General features: G+C 41.3%; 16 protein-coding genes. 9 read left to right on the top strand and 7 right to left on the bottom strand.

The annotated features are described in order from the left end of the window. Positions 1-374: 374 nt before the first annotated feature. The 9 genes from KHS79_RS21360 (at position 375) to KHS79_RS21320 (ending at position 5,974) form a co-directional block, all read left to right on the top strand. Positions 375-1,178 carry an alpha/beta hydrolase gene (locus tag KHS79_RS21360; RefSeq protein WP_212721889.1) on the top strand — a complete coding sequence of 268 codons (804 nt, stop codon included), beginning with the start codon at positions 375-377 and terminating at the stop codon, positions 1,176-1,178. Positions 1,179-1,437: 259 nt separating this feature from the next. Next, positions 1,438-2,109, top strand: a complete 672-nt coding sequence (locus KHS79_RS21355; protein WP_212721887.1) for a LysE family translocator — start codon at positions 1,438-1,440, stop codon at positions 2,107-2,109. A gap of 73 nt (positions 2,110-2,182) precedes the next feature. Then, a complete protein-coding gene (locus KHS79_RS21350; RefSeq protein ID WP_212721885.1) occupies positions 2,183-2,518 on the top strand; it encodes a DUF5713 family protein in 336 nt (111 codons plus the stop codon). Between the two features lie 236 nt (positions 2,519-2,754). Then, a complete protein-coding gene (locus KHS79_RS21345) occupies positions 2,755-3,108 on the top strand; it encodes a DUF1622 domain-containing protein (RefSeq protein ID WP_212721883.1) in 354 nt (117 codons plus the stop codon). 386 nt (positions 3,109-3,494) lie between these two features. Then, complete coding sequence (locus KHS79_RS21340) at positions 3,495-4,013, top strand: GNAT family N-acetyltransferase (protein WP_212721880.1); 519 nt, start codon at positions 3,495-3,497, stop codon at positions 4,011-4,013. A 114-nt stretch (positions 4,014-4,127) separates the two neighbouring features. Then, positions 4,128-4,379, top strand: a complete 252-nt coding sequence (locus tag KHS79_RS21335) for a YdeI/OmpD-associated family protein (protein WP_027709548.1) — start codon at positions 4,128-4,130, stop codon at positions 4,377-4,379. Positions 4,380-4,488: 109 nt separating this feature from the next. After that, positions 4,489-5,097, top strand: coding sequence for a rhomboid family intramembrane serine protease (locus KHS79_RS21330; RefSeq protein ID WP_212721876.1), 609 nt, complete (start codon positions 4,489-4,491; stop codon positions 5,095-5,097). After that, positions 5,094-5,549, top strand: coding sequence for a hypothetical protein (locus KHS79_RS21325; RefSeq protein ID WP_212721874.1), 456 nt, complete (start codon positions 5,094-5,096; stop codon positions 5,547-5,549). Before KHS79_RS21330 ends, KHS79_RS21325 begins: the two co-directional genes overlap by 4 nt. Before the next feature lie 29 nt (positions 5,550-5,578). Next, complete coding sequence (locus KHS79_RS21320) at positions 5,579-5,974, top strand: GNAT family N-acetyltransferase (RefSeq protein WP_212721870.1); 396 nt, start codon at positions 5,579-5,581, stop codon at positions 5,972-5,974. Between the two features lie 230 nt (positions 5,975-6,204). Here KHS79_RS21320 and KHS79_RS21315 read toward each other — a convergent pair whose 3' ends face one another. From KHS79_RS21315 to KHS79_RS21285, 7 genes are all read right to left on the bottom strand, one after another. Next, positions 6,205-7,629, bottom strand: a complete 1,425-nt coding sequence (locus KHS79_RS21315) for an efflux transporter outer membrane subunit (protein ID WP_212721867.1) — start codon at positions 7,627-7,629, stop codon at positions 6,205-6,207. After that, positions 7,626-10,769, bottom strand: coding sequence for an efflux RND transporter permease subunit (locus KHS79_RS21310; RefSeq protein WP_212721864.1), 3,144 nt, complete (start codon positions 10,767-10,769; stop codon positions 7,626-7,628). Before KHS79_RS21310 ends, KHS79_RS21315 begins: the two co-directional genes overlap by 4 nt. Positions 10,770-10,780: 11 nt before the next feature. Then, positions 10,781-12,028: an efflux RND transporter periplasmic adaptor subunit gene (locus KHS79_RS21305; protein ID WP_212721860.1), complete on the bottom strand. Its 1,248-nt coding sequence runs from the start codon at positions 12,026-12,028 to the stop codon at positions 10,781-10,783. Between the two features lie 208 nt (positions 12,029-12,236). Then, the gene (locus KHS79_RS21300) at positions 12,237-13,502 is read right to left on the bottom strand and encodes a sensor histidine kinase (RefSeq protein ID WP_212721851.1); all 1,266 of its coding nucleotides are present in this window, start codon (positions 13,500-13,502) and stop codon (positions 12,237-12,239) included. Next, positions 13,499-14,188 carry a response regulator transcription factor gene (locus tag KHS79_RS21295; RefSeq protein ID WP_212721848.1) on the bottom strand — a complete coding sequence of 230 codons (690 nt, stop codon included), beginning with the start codon at positions 14,186-14,188 and terminating at the stop codon, positions 13,499-13,501. Before KHS79_RS21295 ends, KHS79_RS21300 begins: the two co-directional genes overlap by 4 nt. A 460-nt stretch (positions 14,189-14,648) precedes the next feature. Then, a complete protein-coding gene (locus KHS79_RS21290) occupies positions 14,649-15,626 on the bottom strand; it encodes a YHYH protein (RefSeq protein WP_212721845.1) in 978 nt (325 codons plus the stop codon). Positions 15,627-15,901: 275 nt separating this feature from the next. Continuing rightward, the gene (locus KHS79_RS21285) at positions 15,902-16,663 is read right to left on the bottom strand and encodes an SDR family oxidoreductase (RefSeq protein WP_212721842.1); all 762 of its coding nucleotides are present in this window, start codon (positions 16,661-16,663) and stop codon (positions 15,902-15,904) included. Positions 16,664-16,788 lie beyond the last annotated feature (125 nt).

Raw genomic sequence — 16,788 nt, 5'->3', positions numbered from 1 at the left:
ACGACTTGGTTGACTGCTTCTTGTTTAAATTCGCCTGAGTAACGGATACCTTTACCCATGATTTACCTCTTATGGTTTAAGTTACATTTTTACCATAAAAAGTGTCTAAGGTTTTCAGGCCGTACCAATAGATAGTAATCCTAGAGCCAAGAGTTTGTATGAAACTAAAGGTTTTGTGGCTACCCATAAAGAACACTTTCCTTATCTAGAGTGGCTAATAGGTTTTACAGGCTCAACAACGATGGTAAAAGAAGTAGTTAAATATGCTTAGAAAAACCTGTATTTAACAAAAAGCTTTATTTGTAACCTGTTGTTTAGGCTGTAGGAGTGATGCGTTATTTTTATTTTATTCTGGTATCTAAAAAGTGATCAAAATGGTTAAAGAGTTCTTAAATGTATGCACTTTTGCTTTGATTGTCTATTTAATGCTTGCTTTGGCACTTTTTTTATTTCAACGGAGTTTCCTCTACTATCCTGATAGTGTTAAACCATCAGAAAAGCTATTAACTGCAGAAAGTTTGCGCTTTTGGCCATCATCTCAAAACTATCGAGGTGTGATAGCTGCAAGGGAGCTGGACAATACTAAAGGTACAGTTATCATTTTTCACGGAAATGCTGGATCAGCCTACCATCGTACTTATTATATAGATGCCTTATCACAGTACGGCTTTAGAGTTATTTTAGCTGAATACCCTGGATATGGTGGTCGAGATGGGCAACCCAGTGAGTCCGTACTAGTGGATGACGCTATAGAAACAATTAAGCTTGCACATCAGACTTATGATGAGCCTTTATATCTTTGGGGAGAGTCTTTAGGTAGCGGCGTGGTTTCGAGTGCAGTTGCCAAACTGGATGTTCCAATAGCAGGATTGGTTTTGTTTACACCTTGGGATTCATTACCTAGTTTGGCACAAACACACTACTGGTATTTGCCGGCACGTTGGTTGGTTTTAGATCAGTATAACAGCGTAGAGAACCTCGAAAAATTTAAGGGTAAGGTCGCAGTTGTTTTAGCTGAAATGGATGAAGTTATTCCGGTAAAACACGGTAAAGCACTATATGATGCAATAGGAACACAAAAAAAGCTTTGGCTGTTTGAAAAGGCGGGACATAATTCTACACCAATAGCTGCAAGAGAGTTATGGTGGAAAGAAGTTAGCAATTTTCTTATCCAGTAAATCGACTATCCTGTGTGATTACATCTTTTAGAGTAGTCACGCTTAACTATACATATACAACTTATATCCTTCACAATTAGGGGAGCGAAGTTTGGCGCTATGAGTAGGAAAATAAAGTAATATGTACTCATATACCCAATACGAATGGTTTTTAGATGTGGCCATCGAGTGACGAAGCCCCATGAGCCTATATTAATAGGTGATTGGGGTGTGGAGTGAAGATAACAAAACCTAGAAATCATTCGTGAAGGGTATAGTTATGTGTCTACAAATAAAGAGAGGTTTCCCATTGCCTGTAGAGTCTGTTATTAGTTTTGCCATAATTGTTGCGCTTAGTGCGATGCTTCCTGGTCCTAATGGATTACTAATAGTTAACAATTCAGTTTCCTACGGTAGAAAAACAGCATTTGTGACTCTGGCTGGCACGCTGTCAGCCTTTTATGTGCATGGCTTATTCTCAGTCATTGGTGTTTCAGCGCTGATTATGAGTTCGGCTACAGCATTTACAGTGTTTAAATATATTGGTGTCGTCTATTTGCTGTATCTTGGAGTAAGCTCGCTAGTCCAAGCAGTGTCTAAACCTTCAGCAACATATACACCAGTTTCAGCATCCAGGGCATCTTGTCTTTCTTGGCGCAAGGCATGGTCGGCAGGTTTCATCACAAACCTGTTCAACCCAAAGGTATCAATGTTCTATCTAGCGCTGTTTCCTCAATTTGTCACAGAAACATCAAGCTTACTGTTAACGACCTTATTTCTTGTAACCTTGCAGGTAATTATTGTTGGGTGTTGGTTTTCTTCGGTAGCCATTGTAGCGGAGTCTGTTGCCAAAAAAGCTAGTGGTAACTTGTCGCGTATTGTAAAGGGAGCAGCTGGATCGGTAATGGTCTGGTTCGGTATCAGCCTCGCGCAGGTTCAAACGCGGACATAACTTTCGGTTCAAATGGAGTTTTGAAAAGGTCGTGACCATTTGGCCTAGTTATTAATTGAATAAGGAAAGGTTGATGATGGTGCTTAAAATTGATGAATCGAAACTATTGACTGATATGTACTCGGATGAGTATTTTCCAAATCACCTTGTTGATAAGGTTAAAAGTATTCTTCTGACGGCTTGCAAAGAAATTGAATCTCAAAAACCAAAAAAGCTAGAAGAACTTTATACAATAACCTGCCAAGCAACTGAACTCATTAATGATTTACAAGGTGAGTTCGAAGAAAGTGATAGTGAAATAGAGACTGTAGCAAGAGATGATATCGTTTCATCATTTGAGTATATTGCGACAATGTATGGTTTTACGAATGCAGATGTAGAGGGATTAGTAGCAACGCGAGACTGGTAGTTTAGGGCCTTTTAACACACCACTGCTTACGACGTACTCGACAGGCGTTATGTATACCCAATACGAATGGTTTTTAGGTGCGACCATCGAGTGACGAAGTCCCATGAGCCTATATAAATAGGTGATTGGGGTGTGGAGTGAAGATAACAAAACCTAGAAATCATTCGTGAAGGGTATAGAACGAACGGTTGCTGCCTTGTTGGACAAGGGACAGGAAAAACCTTAAGGAGGAGTTTATGGAAACGAGCTTTAAGGAGATAATTACGATTGCAGGATATGCGATTGAGGCATTTGGTGTTTTGGTCGTGATAATTGGGTCGTGGGTATCTACTTTTGCTTACCTCAGAACGTATAAAAAGCTCCACGAAGGTAGTGCTTATAAAAAATATCGGCAAGAGCTTGGCAGGTCGATCATCCTAGGATTAGAGTTTCTTATTGCTGGAGACATAATACGAACAGTTGTTGTTGCAGACTCTTTAGAAAATGTAGGAATACTAGCATTAATCATAGTGATCAGAAGCTTTTTAAGTATTACGTTACATTTAGAAGTCGAGGGAAGGTTACCATGGAAAAAAGAGCAAGTGTCGTGACATACTCACTCTGGCTACTACAGTATAAATAGCTAAAAGAATAATGTAACTAATTTAACGAGTAGTTCTGGTTGTAAAATCATTAGCCCATAAAAATTCAAGGAAGAATAAAGTTATGCCATGGAAAAGGTTTGGGTATATATGTAGAAAAGCAAGTGCTGACTATAAAGATCATGAGGATATTTCTGCTTGTTTAAAGAGAGCGGAAAATGATGATTCTTGAAATTTATACGATGGTATTATAGTTGTTGATAACTGACCCGTTTGAGTAAAGCGCTATGGATAAAGCGCTTAAAAATGATTCGTGAAGGATATACGACAGTTATAGTTAGTGTTATCGTTATAGTGTCGCTCATTAGTAGTATATAGTAGGAGTTTTCTACAAGATGGAAATTGAATCGAAGCGTTTGAAAATGAGGCCCATTAGAGAAGCTGACTGGGTACTATTCCTTCAGCTTCATACGGATCCGAATGTTATCTCACTGTGCTTTGATGAGCCTGAAATTGAGGTTATTCGAGATAAGTTTGAGGCCCGTCTAGTAACTTGGAGTCCAACCTCGAACGCTTGGCTGTGCTTAGTCATAATAGACAAAGTAACAGATAATGTAATGGGAATAACAGGCTTTATTGTTGAGGATAATACTGCTCATGTGGGATATCTTTTATTGCCAGAGTTTCATGGTAAGCAGTATGGTACAGAATCGCTTTTAGCGTTATTGGATTGGGCGGAATCAATCGATACAATCACTCATTATAAAGCAGTGGTTACCGAAGGCAACGTTAGCTCAGAAAGGGTACTGGTTAAGTGTGGCTTTCAGCTTCAAAGTGTGATACCTGAAGCTTATGAAATAAGTGGTAAGTTATACGCTGACCACATCTATACCCGAGATGCTAAAGTTACATAACAATGATATTCAAATAGTGTTAACAGGCCCTAGCTTGGTTTGTGTTTTGGTGACTATTCGGTGTTAGGTGCTGGCTATCTTCATATTATTGATCAATCTCATGGGTCAAAAAATATGTTAAAAAAAGAAATTTCCGGAGGGGTGGTTCATAGTATTCCAGAGGATTTAGAACAGGCCCTTGTTGACGATAGTAATGCTTTAGTTATGTGGGAGGACATAACGCCTATCGCTCGTAATGAGTGGATTTGCTGGATTAATGATGCTAAAAAACTCGATACAAGACAGCGTCGAATAGCAAGAACTAGAAGTGAATTAAAAGAGGGAAAGCGTCGGCCTTGCTGCTGGCCAGGCTGCTCTCATCGATAGAAAAGTGGGTGTGAACAGTATCAATATACCTACCTTGTTGATATCACGAATTAAGTTGACTCTCGAATGATGCTTTAGTATTTGAGTAGTTTTTAATAAGGTAAAGTCATTGAGCCATCAAAAATATCCCTTGGTTACGATTATAATATCCCTGGTGACAGTCATTTATTCTCTGTATGTTAATTATGAGATTAGTGGATCTTTATTAGGTAAAATTAAAATTACACAGCTAGAGCAATATGGTGGTATAACATTTGAGCATCTTTGGAATTTAGAGCTATGGCGTTTATTTGTATCTCAGGTGGTTCATGTTAAGCAGCCTCATATGTTTTTTAACGTAGCTTCGTTTTTATTGCTTGGCATAATACTTGAGCGGTATATTGGTGCTATTCGTTTTTTTCTTCTCTGGTTTATATCTGGAGCAGTAGGTACTCTTATAAGTACATTGACGGTTGAACCACCTTGGAGTTTAGGTACTGGTGCTTCACAAGCTATATTAGGTGTAGCTGCGTTTGGTGTTTTATTACTTTATAAAAAAATTGATGCATCTTTGTTTTTAAAGTTTGCTGTTATATTTGCAATTCTACCAGCATTGCTTCTTGATTTGATTTTTGTTCACTATCCTAAGTTAGGACATGTTACAGGATTTATGGTTGGCTGGATAATAGCTTTTTTCTATTATTCACAAAGAGAAAAATCTTTAAAAATATTATTATGAATAATGCAGCTTTTCTAAGAAGTGTACACCAGCGCCTTATATCTGAAGGGGTGAATAACTATGTCTTTGGTGGTTGGGCTGAGGAGTTTCATAATATTAGAGAGCCCGGTTTACATAGTGATATCGATCTTCTGGTAAAAGCTGATGATTTTGAAGTTGTCGATGACTTAATCAAATCTGCAAGTGATTTTTATGAAATTATAGAGAAAAGGTTTACCCATAAACGTGCTTTTGAGTTTAACAGTATTCGTATTGAATTGTTTATTGTTAGTCCAAAGTCGTTAACTACTAACTTTTTTTCTGGCAGTTATATTTTTCGATGGCCTTGTGATACTTTTGTCGACAAGCTAGGCGTTAAAGGCTTACAAATATGTAGTAAGCATGCTTTGGTTGCATATCGACAAGCACATAAAAAAATTGTTTCCTTACGAAGCAAGTTAGACCATAGCTAGTATCATGTATTACTCATTGAGGAGGGGATATGTACAAAGTCATTGAGGAAGTTATTGATGTCGAAAACTTTCTTCGATTGAGAGTCGTTACAGGTTTAACGCCTAGAACAAAAGAAGCTGCTGTAAAAGCGCTGCCAAATAGCATCTATGGTGTACATATTCTGTATGATGGCAAACCTATTGCTATGGGTCGTGTTGTGGGGGACGGTGCTCTAAACCTTGAAATAGTAGATGTTGCTGTTGATCCTGAACATCAAGGTAAAGGTTTAGGCCGTAAAGTAATGGAGTATATTATGAGTTATTTTGAAAAATATATTCCAAAAGGCGCTTACATTACGTTAATGGCAGATGTACCTGAGCTTTATGAAAAGTTTGGATTTAAACTAACAAGGCCTGGTAGTGAAGGAATGTATATTCTCAATTAATTTATGGGCACCTCTAAAAATGCACTTTTTTTCGTAATAGCTGTGTTAACAGGCCCTAGCGCGTTTATAAAATACTTAAGGTTACTATCGCTAAGCCTACAACAGTTGCTTAGCCCTCATGTATTCCTTAAACACTGCTGTTCTCCGTGCAGTGCTTCCTTGCTCTTGCAAAAAAATCACTATTTTTAGAGGTACCCTTACAGTTATTTTTCTATTTGGATGAGTGGGTATTATACTTCAGCACCACCTCCAAGCACTTTAAATAGTGTTACTCGATTACTGTATTCTGTTCGTTGTAATAAAATCAGTGACTGTTGTGCACTATACAACGCTCGTTGTGAATCTAAGGCATCAAGATAACTGTCTAATCCGTTACGATAACGAGAGCTGGATAAAGTAAAGCTTTGTGAGTTTGCATCAACCAGGGCTGTTTGGGCTTTCATTTGTGCATCGAGTGATGCACGTACGGCTAGCACATCAGCCACTTCTTTGAATGCAGTTTGGATCGTTTGCTCATATTCTGCAACAGCAATATCACGTTTAATTTTAGACTCTTTAAGAGACGCTTTTAAACTACCAGCATTAAAAATGGGTAAGTTAATACTGGGGGTAAATGACCAGCTACGATTTTTGCTGCTAAATAAATCGTTTAACTGATTGCTGCTGCGTCCTGCTGATGCTGTGAGAGAAATACTCGGAAAAAAAGCTGCGCGAGCTGCACCAATATTCGCATTAGCTGCTTTTAAACTATGTTCTGCTGCAAGCACATCAGGCCGCTTTAAGAGCACATTAGAATTCAGGTTTGCAGGAATGGGTGCTAATGCAATAGGTTTATCAAGTTGAGTAGAAGGAAGATAAGCCTCTTCTATTTTATTACCGACTAATAACTCCAACGCATTTCGGTCTTGGGCTACTTGAGACTGATAAGCTGCCACATCAACGCGAGCACTTTCGACACTGGACTGTACTTGAGTTAAATCCAGTTTTGAGGCAACCCCTTGGTTGTACATTTTCTGTGTCAGTTTAAGTGTAGATAATTGGCTATTCAGCGTCTGTTGAGCCAGTGCTTGCAGTTGTAAATTGGTTGCCAGTGTTAGCCAACTGTTTGCAACTTCAGCAATTAAGCTTATACGGGTGCTGTGTTGAGTTTCCACTGTGGATAAAAAGTTTTCCAAAGCCTCATCTTTAAGACTGTTTATACGACCAAACAAGTCTAATTCATAGCTACTAAAGCCAATACCTGCTTCATACTGATGGCTGATTGTTGCGCTGTTACTGTTGTTCACTGAGCCTGGAGTGCGAGACGCGGTCTTGCTGCTACTGACAGATACGGAGGGCCATGAGTCTGCTTGTTGAATACCGTATTGAGCACGTGCCTGCTCAATATTAAGCAGTGCAATCCGAAGATCGCGGTTATTTTCAAGCGCCAGGGAAATCACCTGGCGCAATTTAGGATCTTGAAAATAAGTCTGCCACTGAATGTCAGCAACAGCATTATGGTTTTGGGTGACACCAGAACCTTGGTGTGCGGCTTTAGTATCACGCCATTCAGCTGTTACTGGTGAGTCAGGTCGCTGGTAGTCGGGGGCGAGGCTGATACAGCCTGCTAATGTTAAGGTTGGTATTAGGCTACAGGCTTTATAAAGTGCTCTCATACTTCAGCCTCCGAGGTATAAACTGCTTGATTTTTAGGCTTTTTGGAAAATAGCGAGCGGATAATCATGTAAAACAAGGGGACAAAAAAGATGCCTAAAAATGTGGAAAATAAAGTCCCACCCAATACCCCTGTGCCTAAAGCATGACGCCCACCTGATCCCGCACCAGTACTGATAACCATTGGCAGAACACCCAGCAGGAAGGCTAAGGAGGTCATAATTATGGGGCGAAGTCGCTGGTGAGCGGCTTGTAAGATGGACGATAGTAATGACTCACCTTTTGCTTCAAGGTCTTTGGCGAACTCAACAATCAGAATGCCGTTTTTTGCTGCTAGCCCCATTGTCGCTAATAAACCGACCTGGAAATAAATATCATTGGATAGATCTCTTAACCAGGTTGCGAGTAAGGCCCCCACAATGCCAACAGGGACTGCCATGATGACTGAGACCGGAATTGACCAGCTCTCATATAGTGCCGCCAGACACAAGAATACGAATACCAGAGATACGGCATAAAGTAACCAGGTTTGCGTGCCAGCCGCTTGCTCTTGGTAAGACATATCAGACCAGGAATAGCTTATACCGTCGGGTAATTGGCTGACTAAGCTGGCAATTTCGTCCATGGCAACACCAGAGCTGACACCTGATGCTGCACTGCCTGTTATTTCCATGGACTCAGTACCATTAAAGCGGCTCAAAACTTGGGGTTTATAACTCCACTTTCCATTGGAAAATACCGAAAAAGGCACCATTTCACCGTTATCATTTCGCACATACCAGCGCTTAATATCCTGAGGTAACATGCGTGCTGATGCCTCACCTTGTACATACACTTTCTTCACCCGACTCTTATTGATGAAGTCGTTGACATATGAACTACCTAAGACTGTCGATAACGTATCATTAATATCCGATGATGCCAGGCCTAGTGCTCCAGCTTTTTGGTCATCAATATTTACGTGGTAAACAGGCGCATCATTCAAGCCATTGTAGCGAACGGAGGTTAGCTTGTTATTTTGGGCGGCTAGCTCAAGAAGCTGGTTTTTGGCTGCAACCAGCGTTTCATGTCCACTGCCCCCTAAGTCTTGTAACTGCAGCGTAAAGCCAGAGCTAGTACCTAAACCTGCGATGGCTGGAGGGTTAACGACAAAGACCTGAGCATCTTTAATGGTTGACATCATTTTCTGGGTAATGCGGCCGGCAATCTCTTGGGCTGAGGCTTCCCGTTCACTCCAGTCTTTCAGTTTAATAAACCCCATCCCAGCATTTTGGCTATTACCTGCCATACTGAAGCCAGCTACGTTGAAGATACCCTCAACTTCTGGTTGCTGGAGAACATAGTCAGCGACTTTGTCCATACTTTGCTGGGTACGTTGTTGGGTTGCGCCAACAGGGGCATTGTAAATAACCATCAACATACCTTGATCTTCTTCAGGCACAAACGAAGTTGGCAGGCGCATAAACAGCAGGCTCATGACTCCGATGATGGCAAAGTAGCACAACATGCTGGTTTTCGGATGGTTTACAACATGTTTTACGCCGTTGCGGTAACGGTTTGCACTAAGATTGAAGGCTTGATTGAACCAAGTAAAAAAGCGTCCTAATGGTCCTTTGCTTGAGGTATGTCCACCTTTTGCAATGGGCTTTAAAAGTGTGGCGCACAGGGCAGGACTAAGCGTTAAGGCTACCACCACAGACAGCATCATAGACGCTGCAATCGTGACTGAAAACTGTCGATAGATAGCACCCGTTGAACCTTCAAAAAAGGCCATTGGAATAAATACCGCAGTTAATACCATGGCTATTCCGATTAAGGCGCCTGTAATTTGGCCCATGGACTTGCGGGTAGCATCACGGGGAGAAAGGCCCTCTTCTGACATTACCCGCTCTACGTTTTCTACTACGACAATGGCATCATCCACCAATAGGCCAATGGCGAGTACCATGCTAAACATCGTCAGGGTATTGATGGAGTAGCCGAGTAGTGCTAACACACCAAATGTTCCTAGCAGTACGACAGGTACAGCAATGGCGGGAATTAATGTTGCTCGCCAATTTTGTAGGAACAGGAACATGATTAATATGACAAGGCTAATAGCCTCAAGCAGGGTTTGAACAACTTCTTCGATAGAAATTTTGACAAATGGGGTGGTGTCATAAGCAATGGTGTAATCCAAGCTATCCGGAAAGTAAGGCTCAAGTGTCTTCAGTTTAGCTTTGACAGCCTCAGCCACATCCAGAGCATTAGCGCCTGTTGCCAGTTCTAAGCCCATGCCTGCGGCCGGTTTACCGTTAAACTTGGCTGATGAGCTATAGCTTTCGGCGCCTAGCTCTATGTTAGCAACATCACGTAAGAAGACAGTTGCACCACTGGTGTCAGACTTGAGCACAATGGCTTCAAACTGCTCTACCGTTTGCAGCTTACTGCGGGAGGTGACGGTAGCATTAAGTTGCTGACTATTGACGCTAGGTAAGTCACCCAATGAGCCAGAGCTGACATCGGTGTTTTGCTCTGAAATGGCCTTGGAAACATCGGAAGGCATCAATGCATATTTGCGCATTTTTTCTGGGTCAAGCCAAATACGCATGGCATATTCTGAACCAAATACATTGACGCTACCTACACCACTGACCCGACTTATAGAGTCTTGCAAGCTGGATACCATGTAGTCAGCAATGTCAGTATCACTCATGCTGCCATCATCAGAGGTGAATGCCAGCACCATAAACATGCTGCTGCCACCGGATTTGGATACGGTAACCCCAGCATTTTTAACTGTGTCGGGTAGCATAGATTCAGCTTGGGATACTTTGTTCTGCACCTGAACTTGCGCAGTATCGGCATCGGTACCCGCTGCAAATGTTAAGGTAATGCTCGCACTACCTGATGAGCTGCTAGAAGATGACATGTAAAGCAGGTTATCCAGGCCCGTCATCTGTTGTTCAAGGATTTGGGTAACCGAGTTTTGTACGGTTTCTGCTGAAGCACCTGTGTAGGTTGCACTGACTGAAATGGTCGGCGGTGCAATATCTGGGTATTGCTTGAGTGGTAGACTAAAGATAGATAATAAGCCGCCCAGCATGATGGTAATGGCGATCACCCAGGCGAATATCGGTCGGTCAATAAAAAATCGAGCCATGAATACTACTCCTAATTCGCTAGCTGATCTTTGCTGGAGGTAGTGTCAGTGGAAACACTTTCCGCCACTTCTATATCATCTTGCTTAAAAGCTATTGTCTTAACGGTTTGGCCTGTCCTGATTTTTTGTACACCTTCTACAACAATGCGTTCGTCTACGTTCAATCCAGAGCTGATCAGCCACAGGTCTTTTACGGCTTTACTTGTTGTGATAACACGCTGCTTTACGGTGTTGTCATCAGCAACGACCCAAACTGTTGCTTCTCCTTTTGAGTTACGGGTAACGGCTTGCTGAGGGATTAGAATGGCTTGCTCATCAGTGCCGACATAGAGTGTGGCATTAACATACATGCCAGGTAGTAACCGGTATTGAGCGTTTTTAAAAATGGCTCGTAATTCAACAGTGCCTGTAGTTTCATCTACAGCATTGCCAATAAATTCCAGAGAGCCTTCTTCGCTGTAATCTGAGCCATCTTCCAGCTTTAACTTAACTTGAACTTTGCCATCCGTCTTTTTCAGCTTGCCTGAATCCAGCTGACGCTGAAGTTTGAGGCCATCCACACTGGCAAAACTGAGGTCGACGTTGATGGGATCGAGCTGATTTATGGTGGTCAGCGCTGCTGCCTGATCGGCAGTAACTAAGGCGCCAGGTGTGGCAGAGGATTTACCAATACGACCTGATATAGGTGCTTTAATTTGCGCATATTCAAGGTTGATCTTGGCGCTTTGGAGCTTGGCCTCTGCGGCGACCACAGCTGCTTCGGCTTCTCTCAGCGTGGCAACAGCTTCATCTTTATCCTGTTTACTCACAGCACCTTGTTTGACGAGTCGTTGATAACGCTCTGCTTTTGGCTTTGCAGACTGTACAGCTGCTTTAGCCTGCGCCAGTTCGGCCTGGGCGCTGTCAAAACTTGCTTGATAGGAGGCAGGATCAATTTGATAGAGCACTTGGCCTGCTTCTACATTTTGTCCCTCAGTAAACAGGCGTTTTTGTAAAATACCGCTAACTTGTGGTCGGACATCAGAGGTTTGATAAGCTTGAGTACGACCAGGTAACTCAACCGTAACAGGAAAGGTTTGGGCTTTTAGTGTCACAACACTGACCTCGGTGGTTGGCATTGCGCCAGGACCAGCACCAGCACCAGGCCCTGCAGCAGGTGCTGAATCCTGTTCTAAACAGCCACTTAAACCAAACAGTAATATGGGAATAAGCAACAATTGCCGGTGAACACCAGCACAGGTACTGATTTTAAAAGGCATGGGCAAAATCTTCTCTAAGTAAACTTAAACGCTGCCAAGTTGATTAATTTGCATAAATGTTGAAGCGGGTTAGTCAACGTAGGCATGACTACTTTTGTTGTAAGCTTTGGGCTGGGTATACCTGCACAAGCTTACGTTAGCAATTTACAGAAGGGTGGGTTAATGGAAGGTTAACTAGTTAAATAAAAGTATGAGGTGTTTGTTAAATTCATTTTGTGTCTGGAAATACCAGTGTAACGGAGTGACCCATTGCTTGCTGCTCATTTTGATAGTGCCAAGCCAAACGCTGGCATAATCGTTCAGTAAGTTGTAAGCCTAAGCCAAACCCAAGGTCTTCTTGCTCCGAGTTGGCATGTTGTTCGTTAATTATTTTTACGGTGTTTTTTTCTTGGATAATATTAACGTTCCCTTCCCATGTATGCTGGAATGCATTGCGGATTAAATTACCTAGTACAATTCGGGCTGCTGCCTCTGGTAAATAAAGGGTATAGGGTTTTGTTTCTATAGTTACGGTAACTTTTTTTGACGCTAACAGATAGCGCATATCATCCACTAGATGCTGTATAACATCATTGAGTTGACATTCTTTCATCGGAAGTTGCTCAGCTCGATCATGATGAAGCCAAAGCAATGTTTCTGTCAGGTGCTTCATTGTTAGGCTGGCGCGATCGATACGCTCAATAGCCAACTGTTGATGGCGTTGATTTGATTTTGCATCCAGTTTTTTTAACAGCTCCACATTACTGCGTATGGTGGTGATGGGGGTGCGTAGCTCATGACTGGTATGACGAAGAAAATGTTGTTCTCGCTCGGTGGTTTCTTGAACGGCTTTCAAGTTGCTACGAATGAGTTCTGCGAATGCATTAAGTTCCGGGTAGTTAAAGTTTGGTGTGGGCTGATTAAGCTTTTCTGAAGTAAGGGTTCTGGCCCATTGTCCGAGACGAGTAATTGGACGACCTAGGCGCCAACTCAGTAAAAGAATGACTAAGGCTAAAGATAGTGCGCTTAACATACTAATTATGATTAATGTTCGAAAGTCGCTGGCGATATTTTGTAATGTTAAAGCAGAGGTTGTATTACGAGACATACCATAGGAAACGTAGACTTTTTGATCATGAATAATGGCATGAAATAAAAATTTTACCCTTGGTGGACTTTCTTCTGGTAAATGGGCTTTGTAGAGCTTGCTAGGCATTATTTCTGACTGTTTAAAAAGACCTTTTATATCCTCTGGTAACTCAGACCATTGAGATGTCACCACATAGTTATAGTATTTTTGGGGACGTTTTATAGTATCATTAGCTGTTTCAAGTGCAAAATGATCAGCGACATGCTCCATATTGCTGATAACAATATTATCCATCCCTTGAATTAAGTAGTGAGCGGTCAAAAAAGAATAACCCACTACCAGTATTAATCCTTGCACTAAGAACGCAATGACAACAAGCCACTTTAAGCTGAGGCCTCTTTTCATTGGTTGTCCTTATAGGCATCGATCACTTTAATAGCAAATCCTTGTCGGGCGACCGTATGAAGCAAAGGGGTCTTGAATGGCATATCAATGGCTTTGCGTAAATTAAATAAATGAACTTTTAAGCTGTTACTGTCGGGTATTTCATCCCCCCATAATGCCTGTTCTAATTGTTTTCGTGAGACTACTGATGGCGATGCACGTAATAAGGTTTCAAGTAAGGTCCATCCTGTTGGTGAAAGTTTTATGGGCTGTCCTTGGCGCGTTAGGGTTTTGTTGGTGAGATCCATGCTTAAGTCACCACAACTAAGCTTACGCACTTGTCCACTCCGGCGCTTGGCAAGTGCCCGAACACGAACGACAAGCTCCTGCATTTCAAAGGGTTTGACTAAATAGTCATCCGTACCAGCATCGAAACCAAGCAGTTTATCGTTGATTTGATCGCGAGCGGTTAGCATCAGTATTGGTGTGTCATCACCTGCTGTTCGTAGTCGCTGACAGACAGACAATCCATCGAGCCGTGGTAGGTTTAGATCTAAGAGCAAGGTGTCATAGTGGTGTTGCGACATGAGTTCTAGCCCTGCTACACCATTGCTAGCATAATCACAACTAATGTCTTCTAATGCGAGATACTGAATCAAGGTATCAGCTAAATCCCGATCATCTTCCACCAATAATACAGTTAACATGTGATTTTGACTTTTCTCTTTTATCAAAACAGCGTAATAGCAGCCAGCAGCCAGCAGCCAGCAGCCAGCAGCCAGCAGCCAGCAGCCAGCAGGGCCAGTTATATTCTCAACGAAAGATATATGATCCTCAAGGGTAGTAGCACACCCCGCTTGGAGTACGCTATGATCACTATATACCCTTCACGAATGATTTCTAGGTTTTGTTATCTTCACTCCTCACCCCAATCACCTATTAATATAGGCTCATGGGGTAATATAGTCTCATGGGGCTTCGTCACTCGATGGCCGCACCTAAAAACCATTCGTATTGGGTATAGCTTTCGTTGTATGTACTAGATTAGTGAAGGTTTAAAGTGCTGTTAATCTTTGGTGCACTTTAAAGGGGGGTAGGTTAATAAAAGGTTAACATATACTTAAATTTGGTCATCTCGTTTTAGTGCTTTGAATCTGGTTTAATCAATCATTCGACAATAAGGACTTGCTCAGCTAGTTCCCCTTTTAAACAGCGTGGAATATTTACAGGGTCATTACTTGCAGCATGATAATGATAAATGCCCCAAGGATAATGTAGGGTTGATGTAATATGACCACTGCATTGATCCAGGTTATCTGGTTCTTTACCAAATAAATCTGCAGATCCATAAATGGGGAATCCATCCATAGCATAGCCAATCAGCTCACTATCATACTTTTGGTAAATAGCTTCGCACTGTACTTCAAAAATATTGTTTTTTATTAGTTTTTGATTAATGGTTTCTGGGAAAATATGTGAGTGATAGAAACCTTCGTTGATATGCCCACCACAAGGGTCAAGAGCGGGTAAGCCTGATGGAGCATTAGGTATACCATCAATTACGGAAGGTGGTGTTCCGTTAATAGGGACACCATTAAAGGATAGACCTACAATATTGCTGGCACCTTCCATTGAGGTAGGTTCCGTTGCAAAACGAGGTAAGGCTGGGATAAAGTAATGAAGTTTTAAACGTAAATCTTTTACAGCTTCAATACAGTATGTATACTCTGAACTTATAGGTTTATCTCGAGTATCTATCAATTGAATTCTAATATTTCCTTCATTATCAATAATATCTAAACCATCATTTTCCATATCTTCAAATAAAGCACGACTTAATAAGCGCAGGCCAGGGTTTGTAGGTCCATCATAGGGATAAATTCCGCCTATATCATGAATTGTTTTGGGGCAATAGGGACCATCTTCAATAGGTGTACTTTTTACACTCATTTTAAAACAAAGGCTGTTGATTTTGTTTGCTAACGTGCATGGAACCAATGTGATATCAGCCAGGAAATTTTGATTATCATAATATCCAGGATTTAATATGAAAAAATTTGGCTGGTTGAAGGCAAATACATTGAATGAATAGCTGGAAAAATAAAAAGCTATTGTTGTAAATGTAAAAAATTTATTTTTTGCCATGAAGTCCACCCTATGACTTTGCCACACTCCTACCGTGAATCCTAAAACTCATTTTTTATGAAAGATAAAAATGAATTGGCTATGTGGAAAAACTAGATTAAGTTGACCTGACTACCCAGAATAAAAATGTATTGTTATTTAGTGAATTGTTTAAAAGTGTGTCAGTGTGAGAGTAATAAAAAGAAAAGCCTATGGAAATCATTGTTTGCATAGGCTTTGTATTGTTTGAATATCGACTTGGATATGCAGATAATCACATGGTGACCAAGGATTATTTATCGGGTGACAAAACCTCCATTGATCAATAAGGTCTGTCCAGTGACCCAGCGTGATTTTTCTGAGGCTAAAAACTCTATCATAGGAACAATATCAGCTATTTGACCTAAGCGGCCAACCACGCTGGCTGATTTTAGGTAAGCGACAGTTTGTTCGTTTTCTTCTCCATGAAAAAAAGGCGTGTCGATGGGGCCTGGTGCTACGGTATTAACGGTTATTCCACGGCTGCCTATTTCTTTAGCCAGTGCGCGAGTAAAATCTTCCAAAGGTGCTTTTGATCCCGCATACACTCCATAGAAGCCAGTAAAGGCTGCAAGTAGTGATGTTCCTATATTAATGATACGACCTCCCTCTTGCAGGTGAATTGCTGCTTGTTGCATGACTAAAAAGGGTGCTTTTGCATTAATTGCAAAGGAACGATCGAAGTCTTCTTCAGAATATTCTATTAGCGGTTTTTTTATGACCATCCCAGCATTATTAATGACGATATCTACTCTGCCAAAAGTTTGTAAGATATCGTTGAAAATACCTTCAACAACTTGGGGTTTAGCAAGGTCCCCTTGTACTAAGAGTGCACGTTGACCTTGGTCTTGAATCAGACGTGCTGTTTCTTCTGCATCTGCAGCTGAATTATTTGAGTGATAATGAACAACAATATCTGCACCCTGAGCTGCTAATGCTGCAGCAAATGCTCTTCCCATATTACGTGCAGCGCCAGTAATTAATGCAACTTTACCTGTGAGTTCGTGTGAACTATTCATGTTCAGTTCCTTTATTGCTTGCTTGGTATGAGTGATGGTTTCATCTTAATTGCTTGAACTAGATTCAGGTAGAGACCAAAATTGCATTTACTAATTGCAAAATTTGCAAAAAGTATCCGTAATCA

It is taken from the genome of Zooshikella ganghwensis, assembly GCF_018263875.1.
Lineage (GTDB): Bacteria > Pseudomonadota > Gammaproteobacteria > Pseudomonadales > Zooshikellaceae > Zooshikella > Zooshikella ganghwensis.
This window is presented reverse-complemented; position numbering and strand designations above follow the sequence as displayed.